Here is a 15,582-nt window from a genome sequence, read left to right as displayed (position 1 = left end):
GTGTGGGGCGTATTATAGGCATTTCAGATGCCTTTGCAAGCTCTTTTTGTAAAAAAATGTAAATTTTTTTGCTATTTGCTTACAAACGCAGCAACACAACGAGAAAAAATCATTTTAAAACGGTAATTCCATCAAATCCCCAGAGAGCCAACGCTTGTTCTAATTGGTATTTATTCTCTACATCTTGCGTACAAAAAACCTGATTTTTCATCTCAGATTTTGATCGCACTTCTAATTTATCAAGTAAAAATTGTAGCCGTTTGGCAATCGCGAATCCAGGGTCCATAAAATTCTTCACTTGAGGTAAGCAAATTTGAATTTCATCTTTAATTAAAGGGAAATGGGTACAGCCTAAACAAATCGTATCTAAATTCTCTATTGAGGCCCAAGGAGTTAATTCATTTTTCAATGCAATCAAATCGACCGATTTTCCTTGGATTTTATGCTCTGCGATTTCAACCAGTTTAGTTGAGCCTAATCGTTCAACTACACAATGGGAGGCAAACTGATGAATAAGATCATTAACATAAGGGCGTTTAACTGTACCCTTTGTTGCCAATAGCCCAATATGTTTCGTTTGTGAGATTTCTGCTGCAGGCTTAATGGCGGGTACGGTTCCTACAATCGGAATAGAAAATTGTTCACGCAAAGGCGGTAACACCACAGTACTCGCGGTATTACAAGCAATCACAATAGCATCAAGTGGATAATCTTGATTAATCTTTTTACAAATATCCAATGTTCGCTGAATGATAGTTTCTTCTGATTTTTCTGAATAAGGAAAGCCTGCATTGTCAAAGCAATACAAATAATGGTTATCTGGCATGAGCTTTTTCGCTTCCCGATAAACGCTTAAGCCCCCCATTCCAGAATCAAAGAAGAGTACCGTTGATTTATTCATTTATAAAACTCTTTCAAAAATAACCGCACTTTAGGCATTCGAATAAATTTCTCGATTATTTAGCCAACGGCGGATTAAACTTTCTGCCACATCAGGATATTTCACTATTAATGCTTTAGCATAATGTTGAACAGTTGGAATCATTTTACGATCGCGCATTAAATTCGCCACCTTAAATTCGGCGATACCCGTCTGTTTAGTGCCCAACACTTCACCAGGTCCGCGAATTTCTAAATCTTTCTCTGAAATCACAAAGCCATCTTGACTATCACGCAATACCTGTAAACGTTTTTGCGAAACTTTACCCAACGGCGGTTTATACATTAAGACACAAAAAGAAGCCGTACTGCCACGCCCTACTCGCCCACGTAACTGATGGAGTTGTGATAAACCTAAGCGCTCAGCATTTTCAATGATCATGAGACTGGCATTCGGCACATCTACGCCCACTTCGATTACGGTTGTGGCCACAAGCAAATCGAGTTCTGCATTTTTAAAGGCAGCCATAATATCTTGTTTTTCTTGCGGTTTCATTCGCCCATGCACAAGACCAATTTTAAGCATCGGCAGCGCTTTCGTTAAATCTTCCCAAATGGCCTCGGCTGCTTGCGCTTCTAGCACTTCAGACTCATCAATCAAGGTACAAACCCAATAAGCCTGACGTTTTTCATTAATACAGGCATTTTTGACTCGAGCAACGATTTCATCACGGCGTTCTTCAGAAATAACAACTGTCGTAATCGGCGTTCTACCTGGAGGCAATTCATCGATAATAGACGTATCGAGATCGGCATAAACCGTCATTGCTAATGTTCTCGGGATTGGCGTAGCTGTCATAATCAGTTGATGGGGATAAAATCCTGCTTTTTCGCCTTTTTCTCGCAGCATTAAACGTTGATGCACACCAAAACGATGTTGTTCATCAATAATCACCAAGGCTAAATCGGCAAATTCTACTTCTTCTTGGAATAAAGCATGTGTACCCACCACCATTTGTACCGCACCAGACTTAATTTTTTCCAATTCAGCTTGGCGAGCTTTCCCTTTCACCTTACCCGCTAACCAGCCGACGTCAATACCAAAAGGCTCTAACCAACGTCGAAAATTATTTGCATGCTGTTCCGCTAAAATCTCTGTTGGCGCCATTAAAGCCACTTGTTTGCCATTATCAATCGCTAATAAGGCCGCTAAGGCTGCCACTAATGTTTTCCCCGAACCTACATCCCCTTGAACAAGCCGCATCATCGGATAATCTTTTGCTAAATCCTGTTCAATATCGGCCACCACTCTATTTTGGGCATTGGTTGGTTGAAACGGCAAAGATGCAAGAAAACGTTGTTTCAAATCAGTTTGATAATGCAATGGCAACGCTAAAAACTGCTGCGTACCCAACCGCACTTTTTGCATCGCAAGATTATGTGCAAGAAGCTCTTCAAAGATAAGTCGTTGTTGTGCCGGATGCTGTCCTTTCTCCAAAATATCTAATGAGATATCTGGCGGTGGACGATGCAAAAATCGAATAGCATCCTTTAAGCTAAAAGGATGCGGATTAAATTCATTAGGTAAAATTTCCGTTAATTGGATTTTATCGAGTAAAGCCAATGCTTGATCGGTTAGCTTACGTAATGAATTTTGTTTTAAACCTTCCGTTGTGGAATAAATTGGTGTGAGCGTTTCCTCTAAAACTAATGGCGCATTATCCCGTATAATTTGATACTCAGGATGATGAATTTCCGCCATAAAGCGCCCGCGTTTAATTTCACCAAACGCTTTAACGCGCGTACCAATCTGAAAACTATTTTTCATCCCTGCATTAAAATTGAAGAAACGAAGCATAATTTTGCTCGTTCCATCAGAAAGACTTACAGTTAAAATAGGACGGCGCCCAAAGGCAACTTCACAGGTTTGGACAACACCTTCAATGGTGGCATATTGTTCAGGGCGAAGATCGGCAATAGGCGTAATTCTCGTGCGATCTTCATAACGGATAGGTAAATGAAAAAGCAGGTCTTGGAGATTATGAATTCCAATACGGCTTAATTTATCGGAAATTGCCGCTCCCACACCAGACAAAGTAGTTAAAGGAACGGCATCAAGAAGTTGTTTGCTCATTATGCTTCATTAATATTGCGTTTCAAACGAATCACACTAGTAATTTGTTTAATTTTTCGCATAATGTTTTCTAAATGATAGATATCTCTTGCGCCAACTTGGATAATGACTAATAGGACATTATTTTCTAATTCTTCTGTCCAAATACTTTGAATATTACTTTCGCAAGTCGTAACTGCGGTCATGAGACTACCTAATGCATTTTGTTCATTAAGCATTTCGATGTGTAATTCGGCATCAAAATTGACCGCACTTTCAGCCTCTTCCCATTTTGCGGCAGTAAAATCTTTCGTATTACTTGACGCTAAATTAGAACAAGCTTGATGATGAACAACCACACCTTTCTTCGCGGTACTTATGCCCACGATAGGATCACCCGGAATTGGGTGACAGCATTGAGCGAAAGACGCTTTCATTTCACCATCTCGGCTCAATGTTAGTGTGCTTTGCGTATTTTCAGAAACGCCATCCACATCAATTTCAATAGCTTCATCCATTAATTGGTGAGCAATAACGCTCGACATTTGATTGCCCACACCAATTTCCTCAAAAAGCTCATTAAGGCTTGAGAGATTCAATTCATTCAATACTGCTTGGATTTTCTCTTCAGAAACTTCAGAGAGATAATGTGGTTTTAACGCCATTTCCAACTGTTTTTTGCCTGTCTGAACGGCATCATCTGCACGCAATAATTTTAAGAAATGACGAATACGAGTTCTTGCGCGAGCGGTCACTACAAAGTTTAACCAGCTAACGCTTGGATGAGTATTTTCACTGGTTACAATCTCAACGGTTTGACCAGATTCTAAAGCTTGTGATAATGGGTAAGGTTTATGCTCTACTACTGCCGCAACGCAATGATTTCCCACATCAGAATGCACGGCATAAGCAAAATCGACGGCTGTTGCCCCCATTGGTAATTCCACGATACGACCTTTCGGCGTAAAGACATAGATTTCTTTCGGGAAAAACTCAGATTTTACATTTTCAATAAACTCAAAGGAGTTGCCTACATTTTGTTGAATATCCACCAAGCTTTGCAACCAACGTTGTGCACGTACTTGAGCTGTGGTGCTATCGTTTTTACCACCTTCTTTATACACCCAATGAGCGGTAATTCCCATTTCGGCAACCTGTTCCATCTCTTCAGTTTGAAGATGAACTTCTACGGGGACACCATGAGGGCCAATCATTGATGTTTGTAGTGCTTGGTAGCCATTTGCACGTGGCACAGCAATATAATCTTTCACTTTACCAGGGCGAGGCTTATACAAACTATGCATTTGCCCTAATCCGCGATAGCAATCATCAACTGAATTCACAATGACACGGAAAGCATAAATATCCATAATTGAATGGAATTTCTGATCTTTCATGCGCATTTTTTGGTAAATTTTATAAAGATGTTTTTCACGTCCCCAAATACGATTTGTAATGCCTACATTATCAAGACGCTGTGAAATATCATTAGAAATACGTTGAATCAATTCTTGACGAGAGCCACGCGCTTGTTCGACAAGCTTTTTAAGCACTTCATAACGGCGAGGATGCATTGCTTCAAAAGATAAATCTTCTAATTCATTCTTGATATGCTCTATACCTAAACGGTGAGCTAATGGACAGTAAATCTCTAAGGTTTCTTTTGCAATGCGACGACGTTTATCTGGACGCAATGAACCCAGTGTTCGCATATTATGAGTACGGTCAGCCAGTTTGATTAAGACGACGCGAATATCTCGAGTCATCGCTAAAATCATTTTGCGGAAGTTTTCAACCTGTGCTTCTTGGCTGGTACGGAATTTCAATTTATCCAGTTTAGATACGCCATCTACAATTTCGGCTACGCTAGCACCAAACTCATCTTTTAATTGGGATTCGGTATAAGGGGTATCTTCGATAACATCATGCAATAATGCCGCCATGACAGCTTCATGGTCTAAATGCATTTCCGCAATGATTGAAGCCACTGCAACTGGGTGAGTAATGTAAGGTTCGCCGCTTGAGCGAAATTGTCCTTCGTGAGCATCTCGCGCAATGACGAATGCACGTTTGATTAATTCAATTTTATCGGCGGGCAAATACCCCTGAATAATTCGATCTAAATCGGCAAACAATTCCAAAGGACACCTGACTTTTTGTAGAGAGAAAGACTAGGCGATCAAAATACTTTAATTTTGACCGCACTTTAATGAGATTATTCTGCGATTAACGCTACTGCCACTTCTTCGTTACGTTGAGAAGCTGCCTCATCTAAATACTCTTTTGCATCCATGATTTCTTGGTTGATTAACCCTTTTTCAATTTCACGTAATGCAATTACCGTTGGTTTATCGTTATCTTCCGGCACTAACGGCTCACTTTGATGTAGCTCTAATTGTCTCGCACGACGAGCGGCGGTTAAAATTAAATCAAAACGGTTACCAATTTTTTCTACTGCATCTTGCACAGTCACTCGAGCCATGTTTTACTCCGATGTTAAAAATAATGTCTATAAGGGAAAACATTGTACTCAATTCAAGGTTATTTTGCTAGTAGCTGGTGAATTAAGTCTGCATTTTCTGTTTGTTGATAAGCTTTAGTCAAACGTTCTGCTTGCAAAATACTTTGAAAATCAGCCAATGCCTGTTCAAAATTATCATTCACAATAACGTAATCATATTCGTCATAATGGGAAATTTCGCTGATTGCTTTTGACATTCGTTCAGCAATCACTTCTTTGCTATCCTGTCCACGTCCCACCAAACGACGTTCCAATTCAGGTAATGAGGGCGGTAAAATAAAAATACTTTTTACTGAAGGCACTTTTTGACGAATTTGCTGTGCGCCTTGCCAGTCAATATCTAAAAAGACATCAATGCCTTTAGCCAGGTTTTCTTCGATTGCAGGCAATGAAGTGCCGTAATAATTGCCACCAAACACTTTTGCATATTCTAAGAAATGGCCTTTTTCAATTAAACGCTCAAATTCTTCTACGGAAACAAAATAATAATGCACACCATGACTTTCGCCTGGGCGAGGTGAACGTGTTGTGTGTGAAATCGACACCATTTTTTTCGTGCCTTGATTTTTCTCTAATAATGCTGAAATTAATGATGACTTGCCCGCCCCACTTGGTGCAGAAAGAATATATAAATTACCTTGAGACATAATTGAAACCTCTTCTTGTTGTTTGTTTTTATTATACAAAAAGAAAATGAAAAGTGCGGTCAAATTTTCAATTGTTTTACCAAATTGTTAAAAAGTGATCGAGATCACAAAAAAGTGGTATATACCCTTTTTTTTATCAAAATGCCCATGCTATAATCGACGGGAACTCGTTAGAGCAACGATTTTGTTTAACTTAAAAAAATAGAAGGTGAAAATCTTATGGCTATTAAAATTGGTATCAACGGTTTCGGCCGTATCGGTCGTATCGTATTCCGTGCAGCACAACATCGCGATGACATCGAAGTTGTAGGTATCAACGACTTAATCGACGTTGAATACATGGCTTACATGTTGAAATACGATTCAACTCACGGTCGTTTTGACGGTACTGTTGAAGTTAAAGACGGTAACTTAGTAGTAAACGGTAAAACTATCCGTGTTACTTCTGAACGTGATCCTGCAAACCTTAACTGGGGTGCGATCGGTGTTGATGTTGCAGTTGAAGCAACAGGTTTATTCTTAACTGATGAAACAGCACGCAAACACATCACTGCTGGTGCGAAAAAAGTCGTATTGACTGGTCCTTCTAAAGATAGCACACCAATGTTCGTACGTGGTGTAAACTTCGGTGCATACGCAGGCCAAGACATCGTGTCTAACGCTTCTTGTACTACAAACTGTTTAGCACCTTTAGCACGTGTTGTTCACGAAACTTTCGGTATCAAAGATGGTTTAATGACTACAGTTCACGCAACAACAGCGACTCAAAAAACTGTTGATGGTCCATCAGCTAAAGACTGGCGCGGTGGTCGTGGTGCGGCACAAAACATCATCCCTTCATCTACCGGTGCAGCGAAAGCTGTGGGTAAAGTATTACCAGCATTAAACGGTAAATTAACTGGTATGGCGTTCCGTGTTCCTACTCCAAACGTTTCTGTAGTTGACTTAACTGTAAACTTAGAAAAACCAGCAACTTACGAACAAATCAAACAAGCAATCAAAGATGCAGCTGAAGGTAAAACTTTCAACGGCGAATTAAAAGGCGTTTTAGGTTACACTGAAGATGCAGTAGTTTCTACAGACTTCAATGGCTGTGCTTTAACTTCTGTATTTGATGCTGATGCAGGTATTGCATTAACTGATTCTTTCGTTAAATTAGTATCTTGGTACGATAACGAAACTGGTTACTCAAACAAAGTATTAGACTTAGTTGCACACATTTACAACTACAAAGGCTAATCAAAAATAGCTAAAAAATTAACCGCTCTTTTTAGAGCGGTTTTTTTATTTCCAATCCATTTCACTTAATCAATATTTTTAAATTCTTTATTTCTCATCCAGAGATAAAAATAGAAAAATAAATATGTCTATTATTTATTCTATATTCACAAAATAACAACATTTCACTAGATTTTAAATTTATTTCGTTTATATTAGCGTACAGTTGTTCGCTCAAATAAGGCTTATATGAATTTAGAACGTCATTTCGTCAATCGAATTCGTCAACAGGCAAAAATTCGTCAAAATGCAACCGCACTTCGCCATAAAATTAATGGCTTATGGAAAGATATTTCGTGGAACTCATTTCAACAACAGCTTGATCAGCTTTCATTAGCTTTTCTTGCTTGCAATATTCAAGTACAAGATAAAATTGCGATTTTTGCGAATAATATGTCACGTTGGACAATCGCCGATATTGCGGCACTTCAAGTCCGAGCTATCACCGTTCCAATTTATGCAACCAACACGGCACAACAGGCAGAATTTATTTTAAATCATGCCGATGTCAAAATTCTGTTTGTTGGTGATCAAGAACAATATGACCAAGCGTTAGAAATTGCACATCAGTGTCCACAATTACAAAAAATTGTGGCCATGAAAGAACAAATTAAACTGACTGAAAGCACCCTTTCCTGCCATTGGGACGATTTAATTCAATTAGGTACAGCCGAATTTCAGGCTGAATTTGAAACTCGCTTAGCAAATAAGGCAATGGATGATTTATTCACGATCATCTATACCTCTGGCACAACAGGTGAACCCAAAGGCGTCATGCTCGATTACAGTAACTTGGCGCATCAACTTGAAGCCCATGATATTGCATTAGATGTTAATCAAGATGAGGTTTCACTTTCTTTTTTACCATTTAGCCACATTTTTGAGCGTGCTTGGGTTGCCTATGTGTTACATCGGGGAGCAATCCTTTGTTATCTCGAAGACACCAATCAAGTACGTGAAGCATTAACGGAAGTGCGCCCGACCTTTATGTGTGCGGTACCACGTTTCTATGAAAAAATTTATTCTGCTGTACTGGATAAAGTCCAAAAAGCGCCTTTTATTCGTCAAATGATTTTCCACTGGGCGATTGCAGTGGGGCAAAAACGTTTTGATCTTCTCTCGCAAAATAAAAAAGTCCCGTTCTTCCTGCAAAAACGTTATGCACTTGCTGATAAATTGGTACTTTCTAAACTACGTTCATTGTTAGGCGGACGAATTAAAATGATGCCTTGCGGTGGTGCAAAATTAGAACCAACCATTAGCCTTTTCTTCCATAGCATTGGGATTAATATCAAACTCGGTTATGGCATGACTGAAACCACGGCTACCGTTTCTTGCTGGGATGATCACCATTTTAATCCGAGTTCTATTGGTAAATTAATGCCAAATGCCGAAGTTAAAATTGGGGAAAATAACGAGATTCTGGTTCGTGGCAGTATGGTGATGAAGGGTTACTATAAAAAGCCTGAAGAAACTGCCCAAGCCTTCACCGAAGATGGTTTCTTGAAAACGGGAGATGCCGGTGAGTTTGATGCTGAAGGTAATTTATTTATTACCGATCGTATTAAAGAATTGATGAAAACCTCTAACGGCAAATACATTGCGCCACAGTACATTGAAGGGAAAATTGGTAAAGATAAATTTATCGAACAAATTGCGATTATTGCTGATGCCAAAAAATATGTTTCAGCCCTAATCGTGCCTTGTTTTGATAGCGTAGAAGAATATGCGAAAAAACTGAATATTAAGTATCAAGATCGCATGGAATTACTCAAACACTCTGAAATCATCAAGATGTTTGAACAACGTATCGAAAGCCTTCAAAAAGAACTGGCACACTTTGAGCAAGTGAAGAAATTTACGCTACTCTCTCAAGCATTTAGCGTAAAACTTGGTGAAATCACCCCTACGCTCAAATTACGCCGAAAAGTGATTATGGAACGCTATCGTCATATTATTGACTCAATGTATTCCAACAACAAAGAAAATAAGGAAAATAAAGAATAAAAAAGGCGGTGAATTTTCACCGCACTTTTTATTTTCACTAAAGCCATTTATTCGACTTCTACTAGTACGCCAGCTTGACGAGGTTTCAATACGCCTACCTCACTAAGCTCAATACCGGCTTTTTTCGCAATCTCTAAAATTTCCGCTTCACTTTCTGGTTTAACCGCAATCAACAAACCACCTGAAGTTTGAGGATCGCAAAGTACCGCCTTTTGATAATCGGTAAGAGGACCGATTTTATGTCCATAGCTTTCAAAGTTACGGTTAGTTCCACCTGGTACACAACCTTCTGCAATGTAATCTGCTACACCATCTAATAATTTGATTTTATCAAAATGCACAACTGCATTAAGATTTGAGCCTTCACAGATTTCAGCCAAGTGCCCTAACAAACCAAAACCCGTTACATCCGTCATAGCTGTTACGCCTGCGACTTCTGCAAATTGACTACCAATCAGATTCATTTGGCACATCGCCGCTGTTGCCAATCCTTGATGTTCAGGTTTTAATTTACCTTTTTTCTCTGCGGTAGTTAGCACACCGATACCCAATGGTTTCGTCAAATAAAGCTTACAACCCGCTTCTGCCGAGGCATTACGTTTTACACGATCGATAGCAATAACCCCTGTTACTGCTAAACCAAAAATAGGTTCTGGCGCATCAATCGAGTGTCCACCCGCTAGCGAAATCCCTGCTTGATGACAAGCAAAACGACCACCATCAACTATTTTCTGAGCCACTTCTGGTGGCAATTTATTAATCGGGAAGCCTAGAATAGCAATTGCCATAATTGGTTTACCGCCCATTGCGAAAATATCACTAATGGCATTGGTTGCAGCAATGCGACCAAAATCAAAAGGATCATCCACAATTGGCATGAAGAAATCCGTGGTACTGATAATTGCAGTACCATTACCAAGATCATAAACCGCAGCATCATCCGCTGTTTCGTTACCGACCAATAAATTGGGATCAGCAAATTTTTCGAGTTTAGTCTGTAAAATTGTCCCTAACACCTTAGGCGAAATTTTACAACCTCAACCTGCGCCGTGGCTGTATTGTGTTAAACGAATCTCATCTGTCATATTCAATCCTTTGTAAAAATAACGTACTTCTTAAACAAAAGAGCGGTTAGAAAAAGCCACATTTAAGAGGCCAATTTCTCTACTTTTGCTTGTTTAATCATATTATCGCTGACTTCTAAAATAGTAATTCGTAAGCCATCGATTTCACAAACGGTTCCTTCATCAGGAATATCTTCAAGATGCTCGAGAATCAAACCATTAAAGGTGCGAGCATCTTCTGTATCTAATTCCCAACCAAACATTTTATTTAAATCACGAAGATTAGCTGACCCCTCAATAATCATTGAACCATCAGATTGCTGAACGACTTCTTGTTCAATAGTCGGTGCAGTAGTGGTTGTAAAATCACCCACAATTTCTTCTAAAATATCTTCAAGCGTGACTAATCCTTTAATATCACCATATTCGTCCACCACTAAACCGATACGTTCTTTTTTCGTGCGGAAATTCGCTAATTGTGTTTTCAGTGGTGTCCCTTCTGGAATGAAGTACACTTCATCGACGGCACGTAGTAAAGTTTCTTTGGTGAATTCATTTTTTTCTAATAACAAACGAAACGCTTCACGCACACGTAAAATCCCTAATACTTGCTCATCAAGGCTGCCTTTATACAACACAATTCGGTTGTGTGGTGCATGATTAAGCTGGCGCATAATGGCTTTCCAATCGTCATCAATATCAATCCCAGCAATTTCATTACGTGGCACCATGATATCGTCAACCGTCACGGTTTCCATATCTAAAATAGAGAGCAACATTTGTGGATGCTGTTCATCCGGTGTAGCCTCACCAGCTTCCGATACGATACTACGGAGTTCTTCACGGCTAATCACTTGTTTTTGCATATCAGGTTTTAAACCCACCATTCGCATTAATGTCTTCGTGAAAAGATTCATTAACCAAACTAATGGATAGAATACTTTTAACAATAACGACAAAATGTGACTTGAAAATAAACCTACTTTCTCTGGATGCATCGCTGCAACGGTTTTAGGGAAAATCTCAGAAAAAACGAGCATCGTAAAGGTTAATAAACCCGTTGCAATTGCTACCCCCGCATCACCATATAAACGCATACCAATCATGGTTGCAATAGCTGACGCACTAATATTCACAAGGTTATTAAAGATCAGAATAAAACTTAACAAGGTATCAGGCTTTTCAAGCAGTTTTTCTGCTTTTTGCGCGCCTTTATTGCCTTGTTCCGCCAGAAAGCGAAGACGATATTTATTGAGAGAGAGTAAGCCGGTTTCTGAGCCAGAAAAATAGGCCGATAAAATTAAACAGATAATCAGTGTAATAAATAATGTACTAAGGGGAATACTGTCCAAGGGAAAGTCCTTTTGTTCGTTAATCAACAAAAAGTGCGGTCATTTTTTACCGCACTTTTTACTTGTTCTTTGATTCTTGCTAAATCAAACGGCTACCAAAATAACCAATCGTGAGCAGAATGATACCCGAAATTGCGTAAATAATCATCCTTTTTCCACGCCAGCCCAATCGCCAATGACCAAAACAAGCAATACCAAAACTAATCCAAGCAAGGAAAGAAAAAATCGCTTTGTGCAGATTTTCTAGGGTTACCGCTTGTAATACATGATAAGTACCTGAAATTAAAGTGAGCGTCAGTAATGCTTCACCCATCGCAAATAAACAGAAGAAATGACGTTCAACTGCCATTAATGGCGGAATTGCTGGTGAAAATTGGATTTTACGCTTTTTCAAATTACGGTCTAACCAAACCAATTGGATCACATACAGCGTTGCAATAAAACAGACCGCATAGGTAAAGAGCGACAAACCAATATGGAATAACATCAATGTATTTTGATTAAGCATTTGAATAATATGGCTTGATAAGAATGTGGCAAAGATCAAGCTAATGATCGAAAACGCATACACGATTGGTAAAACAAACCACATTGTGGAAACGAGAAACATGGAAAGCGTCGCCAATCCTGCAATAACTGCGCTCATTAAGGACGCGATTCCCATTAATGTAAAACGTTGTCCTGAAGCAAGATCCTCTAACAAAGGGAAAGTGCTGACAGCATGCAGAATAATGGCTGCAAGTGCGGTCAGAAAAAACGGGATTTTACTTTGACTCAACTTCCGTTCTGATGAGTTCATCAAAAACGGAGCGATCAACAATAAACTAAGAATGTAAAAAATAATCGAAAAAAGGGCAAACCACATAATGCTTTCTCTTTACTAGGAATTATTCTTATTTTAACGGATCTTTTCTCTAGATCGCCATAATTTTATTTGAAATGATGAAAAACGCCCAAATTTCGGTATAATCACGGCAATTTTTTAAGAAAAAACAGGATTTAAAATGTTTGAGAATTTATCGGATCGCCTTTCCAAAACGCTACGCAACATTAGCGGTAAAGGGCGTTTAACTGAAGATAATATTAAAGAAACGCTACGCGAAGTGCGCATGGCATTATTAGAAGCAGACGTTGCTTTGCCTGTCGTGCGTGAATTTATCGCTAAAGTAAAAGAAAGCGCGTTAGGTGAAGAAGTTAATAAAAGCTTAACACCAGGCCAAGAGTTCTTAAAAATCGTTCAGCGCGAACTCGAAAAAGCCATGGGTGAAGCCAATGAGAGCTTAAACCTAGCAACACAGCCACCCGCAGTTATTTTAATGGCGGGTTTACAAGGTGCGGGTAAAACCACTAACGTGGGTAAATTAGCAAAATTCTTACGCGAACGTCATAAAAAGAAAGTGCTTGTGGTCTCTGCCGACGTATATCGTCCTGCGGCAATCAAACAGCTTGAAACCTTGGCACAATCTGTTGGCGTGGATTTCTTCCCCTCTGATGTCAAACAAAAACCGGTAGAGATTGCAAAAGCGGCACTTGCTGACGCTAAACTGAAATTCTACGATGTATTAATCGTGGATACCGCGGGTCGCTTACACGTTGATAGCGAGATGATGGATGAAATCAAGCAAGTTCACGCGACATTAAATCCAATTGAAACGCTTTTCACGGTTGATGCAATGACCGGTCAAGATGCGGCAAATACCGCAAAAGCCTTCAATGAAGCTTTACCTCTTACCGGGGTTATCTTAACCAAAGTGGATGGTGATGCGCGTGGCGGTGCGGCTTTATCCATTCGTCAAATCACCGGCAAACCGATTAAATTCCTTGGTGTGGGCGAAAAAACAGAAGCCCTCGAGCCATTCCATCCTGATCGTGTAGCATCCCGTATTTTAGGCATGGGCGATGTGCTTTCCCTTATCGAAGATCTTGAACGTTCTGTGGATCGCGAAAAAGCGGAAAAAATGGCACAGAAATTCAAGAAAGGTGATGATTTCACCTTGGACGATTTTCGTGAACAGCTCCGCGAAATGAAAAAAATGGGCGGCATGATGTCAATGCTTGAAAAATTACCCGGTGCGAAAAACTTACCGGATCATGTCAAAAATCAAGTAAATGACAAAATGTTCATCAAAATGGAAGCTATTATTAATTCCATGACCTTAAAAGAACGTGCCAATCCAGATATTATCAAGGGATCTCGCCGTCGTCGTATTGCATTAGGTTCTGGCACACAAGTTCAAGATGTGAATAAGTTACTGAAACAATTTGACGAAATGCAACGTATGATGAAGAAAATGCGCAAAGGTGGCATGGCAAAAATGATGCGCGGCATGCAAGGCTTAATGGGCGGAGGCGGCTTAGGTGGCCTCGGTGGTTTAGGCGGCATGTTTAAACGTTAATCCCCTCTTCAAATAAAGTGCGGTCATTTTAAAAAACATTTTTTAGAATGACCGCCACAAATAAGTTGATAGTTTAAAAACGCGTGGTCAACTAAGCTGAAAATAATGAGTCATTTGATGATTTTCTCGAATAAACTCATTAAAATTCCTTAAAATAATAGCAGATGTAGGTTGGGTTGTGACCCAACATTTCAGGTTTTTGTTGGGTTTGCCAACCCAACCTACACTTGGCTATGCCAACAAATAATGATTTGAGTATAGTGGATTCAGAGTTAACAGAATAGTTTATAGCAAGTCATAGCCTACATTCTCGATTGTTTGGTAAAAGATCGTCTGAAAACTCTAAACTAGTTTTCAAACGACTTTGCTATTGCGTGCCACTTGAAATAAACAACGTAAATATGAGAGTTTGTTGCTTAATGTGGATTGTTAGGAATTAATCTGATTCCTGCAGCTTCCAATCTGGTTTCAGGTCTTCCTGTCATAAAATCCCAACCTTTTGGCATGGTGGATTTGAGTTTTAAATTGAAGTCCATAAACTTTGCTTCTTCTTTCGTGATATGTGCCACCTTCCAATTTTTCTGTAATGCATGCGCTAATTCTTCTTGTGTATATTTTTGTTCCTTAATTAACTCTTCAAGCTTTTCAATTATATACGCACAAGGGACAACATGCTCAATACGCCCCTGAACACCATCCAATAGTCTTTCTGATTTCCCTAAAGAAATAAAATGCTCCTGTGGGTGTAATAAAGCATCGAATATTCGGCTATGATAACCTATTCGTATTCCTGTACTCTTTTCATGTTCAACTAAATTTGTAATATGACCAACCAGCAATAAGCAAGTTTGAAAAATTAGCTTATTTTTTTCATCTAGCACTTCATTGTCTCCAAATAATTATTTGTCTAAATAAATTTACTATAAATGTTAGATTCTAACCCGATTTTATCGGTAAAGTGACAATAAATTACAATGAAAGGAGCGTTCTATATATGGTATTAAATATTTTTAGAGTAAACCAAATAGTTATTAAAGGTCGTCTGAAAACTTTTCAGATGACCTTTTCTTCATCCGCTTAGCATCTGCCATTTGGGGCTTGTATCTCTACTGCCCGTATCAATCGATTACGCCTAAGCGGGTGCTGATGGTATTTGAATTATTGGAAGGAATTTTGATGTGGCGTGAACCACAGTAAAAAAACTACAGGTTATTCTTAAACAAAGTGCGGTCAAAAACTGATAGGTTTTTGACCGTATTTCTTATCTTTTCATTCAGCATTTCCTATCTCCTTATTAAATTACTCAGTTTTAGGTAATATTTTCA

The 15,582-nt window shown here is 39.1% G+C and carries 12 protein-coding genes; 3 read left to right on the top strand and 9 right to left on the bottom strand.

Going from position 1 to position 15,582, the window contains the following annotated elements; genetic code table 11:
- Positions 1-109: 109 nt before the first annotated feature.
- The 5 genes from murI to gmk all read right to left on the bottom strand — a co-directional run bounded on the left by murI (position 110) and on the right by gmk (position 6,160).
- The gene (murI, locus tag RDV53_RS07070) at positions 110-901 is read right to left on the bottom strand and encodes a glutamate racemase (protein ID WP_005695625.1); all 792 of its coding nucleotides are present in this window, start codon (positions 899-901) and stop codon (positions 110-112) included.
- A 30-nt stretch (positions 902-931) separates the two neighbouring features.
- Positions 932-3,013 (bottom strand): ATP-dependent DNA helicase RecG, encoded by a 2,082-nt coding sequence (recG, locus tag RDV53_RS07065; protein WP_005695624.1) that lies wholly within the window; start codon positions 3,011-3,013, stop codon positions 932-934.
- Positions 3,013-5,133 (bottom strand): bifunctional GTP diphosphokinase/guanosine-3',5'-bis pyrophosphate 3'-pyrophosphohydrolase, encoded by a 2,121-nt coding sequence (gene spoT / locus RDV53_RS07060; RefSeq protein WP_309201267.1) that lies wholly within the window; start codon positions 5,131-5,133, stop codon positions 3,013-3,015. The genes recG and spoT overlap by 1 nt, the downstream gene beginning before the upstream one ends.
- A gap of 74 nt (positions 5,134-5,207) precedes the next feature.
- Positions 5,208-5,474 carry a DNA-directed RNA polymerase subunit omega gene (gene rpoZ, locus RDV53_RS07055; protein ID WP_005695622.1) on the bottom strand — a complete coding sequence of 89 codons (267 nt, stop codon included), beginning with the start codon at positions 5,472-5,474 and terminating at the stop codon, positions 5,208-5,210.
- A 59-nt stretch (positions 5,475-5,533) separates the two neighbouring features.
- Positions 5,534-6,160, bottom strand: coding sequence for a guanylate kinase (gene gmk / locus RDV53_RS07050; protein WP_032822854.1), 627 nt, complete (start codon positions 6,158-6,160; stop codon positions 5,534-5,536).
- A gap of 219 nt (positions 6,161-6,379) precedes the next feature.
- On the opposite strand from gmk, the gene gap reads away from it, so the two are divergent.
- The gene (gap, locus tag RDV53_RS07045) at positions 6,380-7,399 is read left to right on the top strand and encodes a type I glyceraldehyde-3-phosphate dehydrogenase (protein WP_005695620.1); all 1,020 of its coding nucleotides are present in this window, start codon (positions 6,380-6,382) and stop codon (positions 7,397-7,399) included.
- A gap of 228 nt (positions 7,400-7,627) precedes the next feature.
- On the top strand, positions 7,628-9,445 hold the full coding sequence (locus RDV53_RS07040; RefSeq protein ID WP_005695619.1) for an AMP-dependent synthetase/ligase: 1,818 nt from the start codon (positions 7,628-7,630) through the stop codon (positions 9,443-9,445).
- A 47-nt stretch (positions 9,446-9,492) separates the two neighbouring features.
- On the opposite strand, the gene selD is transcribed toward RDV53_RS07040, so the two are convergent.
- From selD to RDV53_RS07025, 3 genes are all read right to left on the bottom strand, one after another.
- Positions 9,493-10,530 (bottom strand): selenide, water dikinase SelD, encoded by a 1,038-nt coding sequence (selD, locus tag RDV53_RS07035; RefSeq protein WP_080553567.1) that lies wholly within the window; start codon positions 10,528-10,530, stop codon positions 9,493-9,495.
- A 62-nt stretch (positions 10,531-10,592) separates the two neighbouring features.
- On the bottom strand, positions 10,593-11,861 hold the full coding sequence (locus RDV53_RS07030) for an HlyC/CorC family transporter (protein ID WP_032822857.1): 1,269 nt from the start codon (positions 11,859-11,861) through the stop codon (positions 10,593-10,595).
- Positions 11,862-11,940: 79 nt separating this feature from the next.
- The gene (locus tag RDV53_RS07025; protein WP_005695616.1) at positions 11,941-12,726 is read right to left on the bottom strand and encodes a cytochrome C assembly family protein; all 786 of its coding nucleotides are present in this window, start codon (positions 12,724-12,726) and stop codon (positions 11,941-11,943) included.
- Positions 12,727-12,865: 139 nt separating this feature from the next.
- On the opposite strand from RDV53_RS07025, the gene ffh reads away from it, so the two are divergent.
- The gene (ffh, locus tag RDV53_RS07020; RefSeq protein WP_005695615.1) at positions 12,866-14,257 is read left to right on the top strand and encodes a signal recognition particle protein; all 1,392 of its coding nucleotides are present in this window, start codon (positions 12,866-12,868) and stop codon (positions 14,255-14,257) included.
- Between the two features lie 416 nt (positions 14,258-14,673).
- On the opposite strand, the gene RDV53_RS07015 is transcribed toward ffh, so the two are convergent.
- Positions 14,674-15,138: a hypothetical protein gene (locus tag RDV53_RS07015; RefSeq protein WP_005695613.1), complete on the bottom strand. Its 465-nt coding sequence runs from the start codon at positions 15,136-15,138 to the stop codon at positions 14,674-14,676.
- Between the last annotated feature and the right edge of the window lie 444 nt (positions 15,139-15,582).

Origin of the sequence: Haemophilus parainfluenzae ATCC 33392, assembly GCF_031191205.1 — a bacterium.
GTDB lineage: Bacteria > Pseudomonadota > Gammaproteobacteria > Enterobacterales > Pasteurellaceae > Haemophilus_D > Haemophilus_D parainfluenzae.
Note: the sequence above shows the minus strand (reverse complement) of the source record. Positions and strands in the feature narration are given on the sequence as shown.

What these genes read in the sequence shown, in the direction of transcription:
- gmk (WP_032822854.1), bottom strand. Translation starts at nt 6,160, where the DNA reads ATGTCTCAAGGTAATTTATATATTCTTTCTGCACCAAGTGGGGCGGGC.
- recG (WP_005695624.1), bottom strand. Translation starts at nt 3,013, where the DNA reads ATGAGCAAACAACTTCTTGATGCCGTTCCTTTAACTACTTTGTCTGGT.
- gap (WP_005695620.1), top strand. Translation starts at nt 6,380, where the DNA reads ATGGCTATTAAAATTGGTATCAACGGTTTCGGCCGTATCGGTCGTATC.
- murI (WP_005695625.1), bottom strand. Translation starts at nt 901, where the DNA reads ATGAATAAATCAACGGTACTCTTCTTTGATTCTGGAATGGGGGGCTTA.
- RDV53_RS07025 (WP_005695616.1), bottom strand. Translation starts at nt 12,726, where the DNA reads ATGTGGTTTGCCCTTTTTTCGATTATTTTTTACATTCTTAGTTTATTG.
- ffh (WP_005695615.1), top strand. Translation starts at nt 12,866, where the DNA reads ATGTTTGAGAATTTATCGGATCGCCTTTCCAAAACGCTACGCAACATT.
- rpoZ (WP_005695622.1), bottom strand. Translation starts at nt 5,474, where the DNA reads ATGGCTCGAGTGACTGTGCAAGATGCAGTAGAAAAAATTGGTAACCGT.
- RDV53_RS07040 (WP_005695619.1), top strand. Translation starts at nt 7,628, where the DNA reads ATGAATTTAGAACGTCATTTCGTCAATCGAATTCGTCAACAGGCAAAA.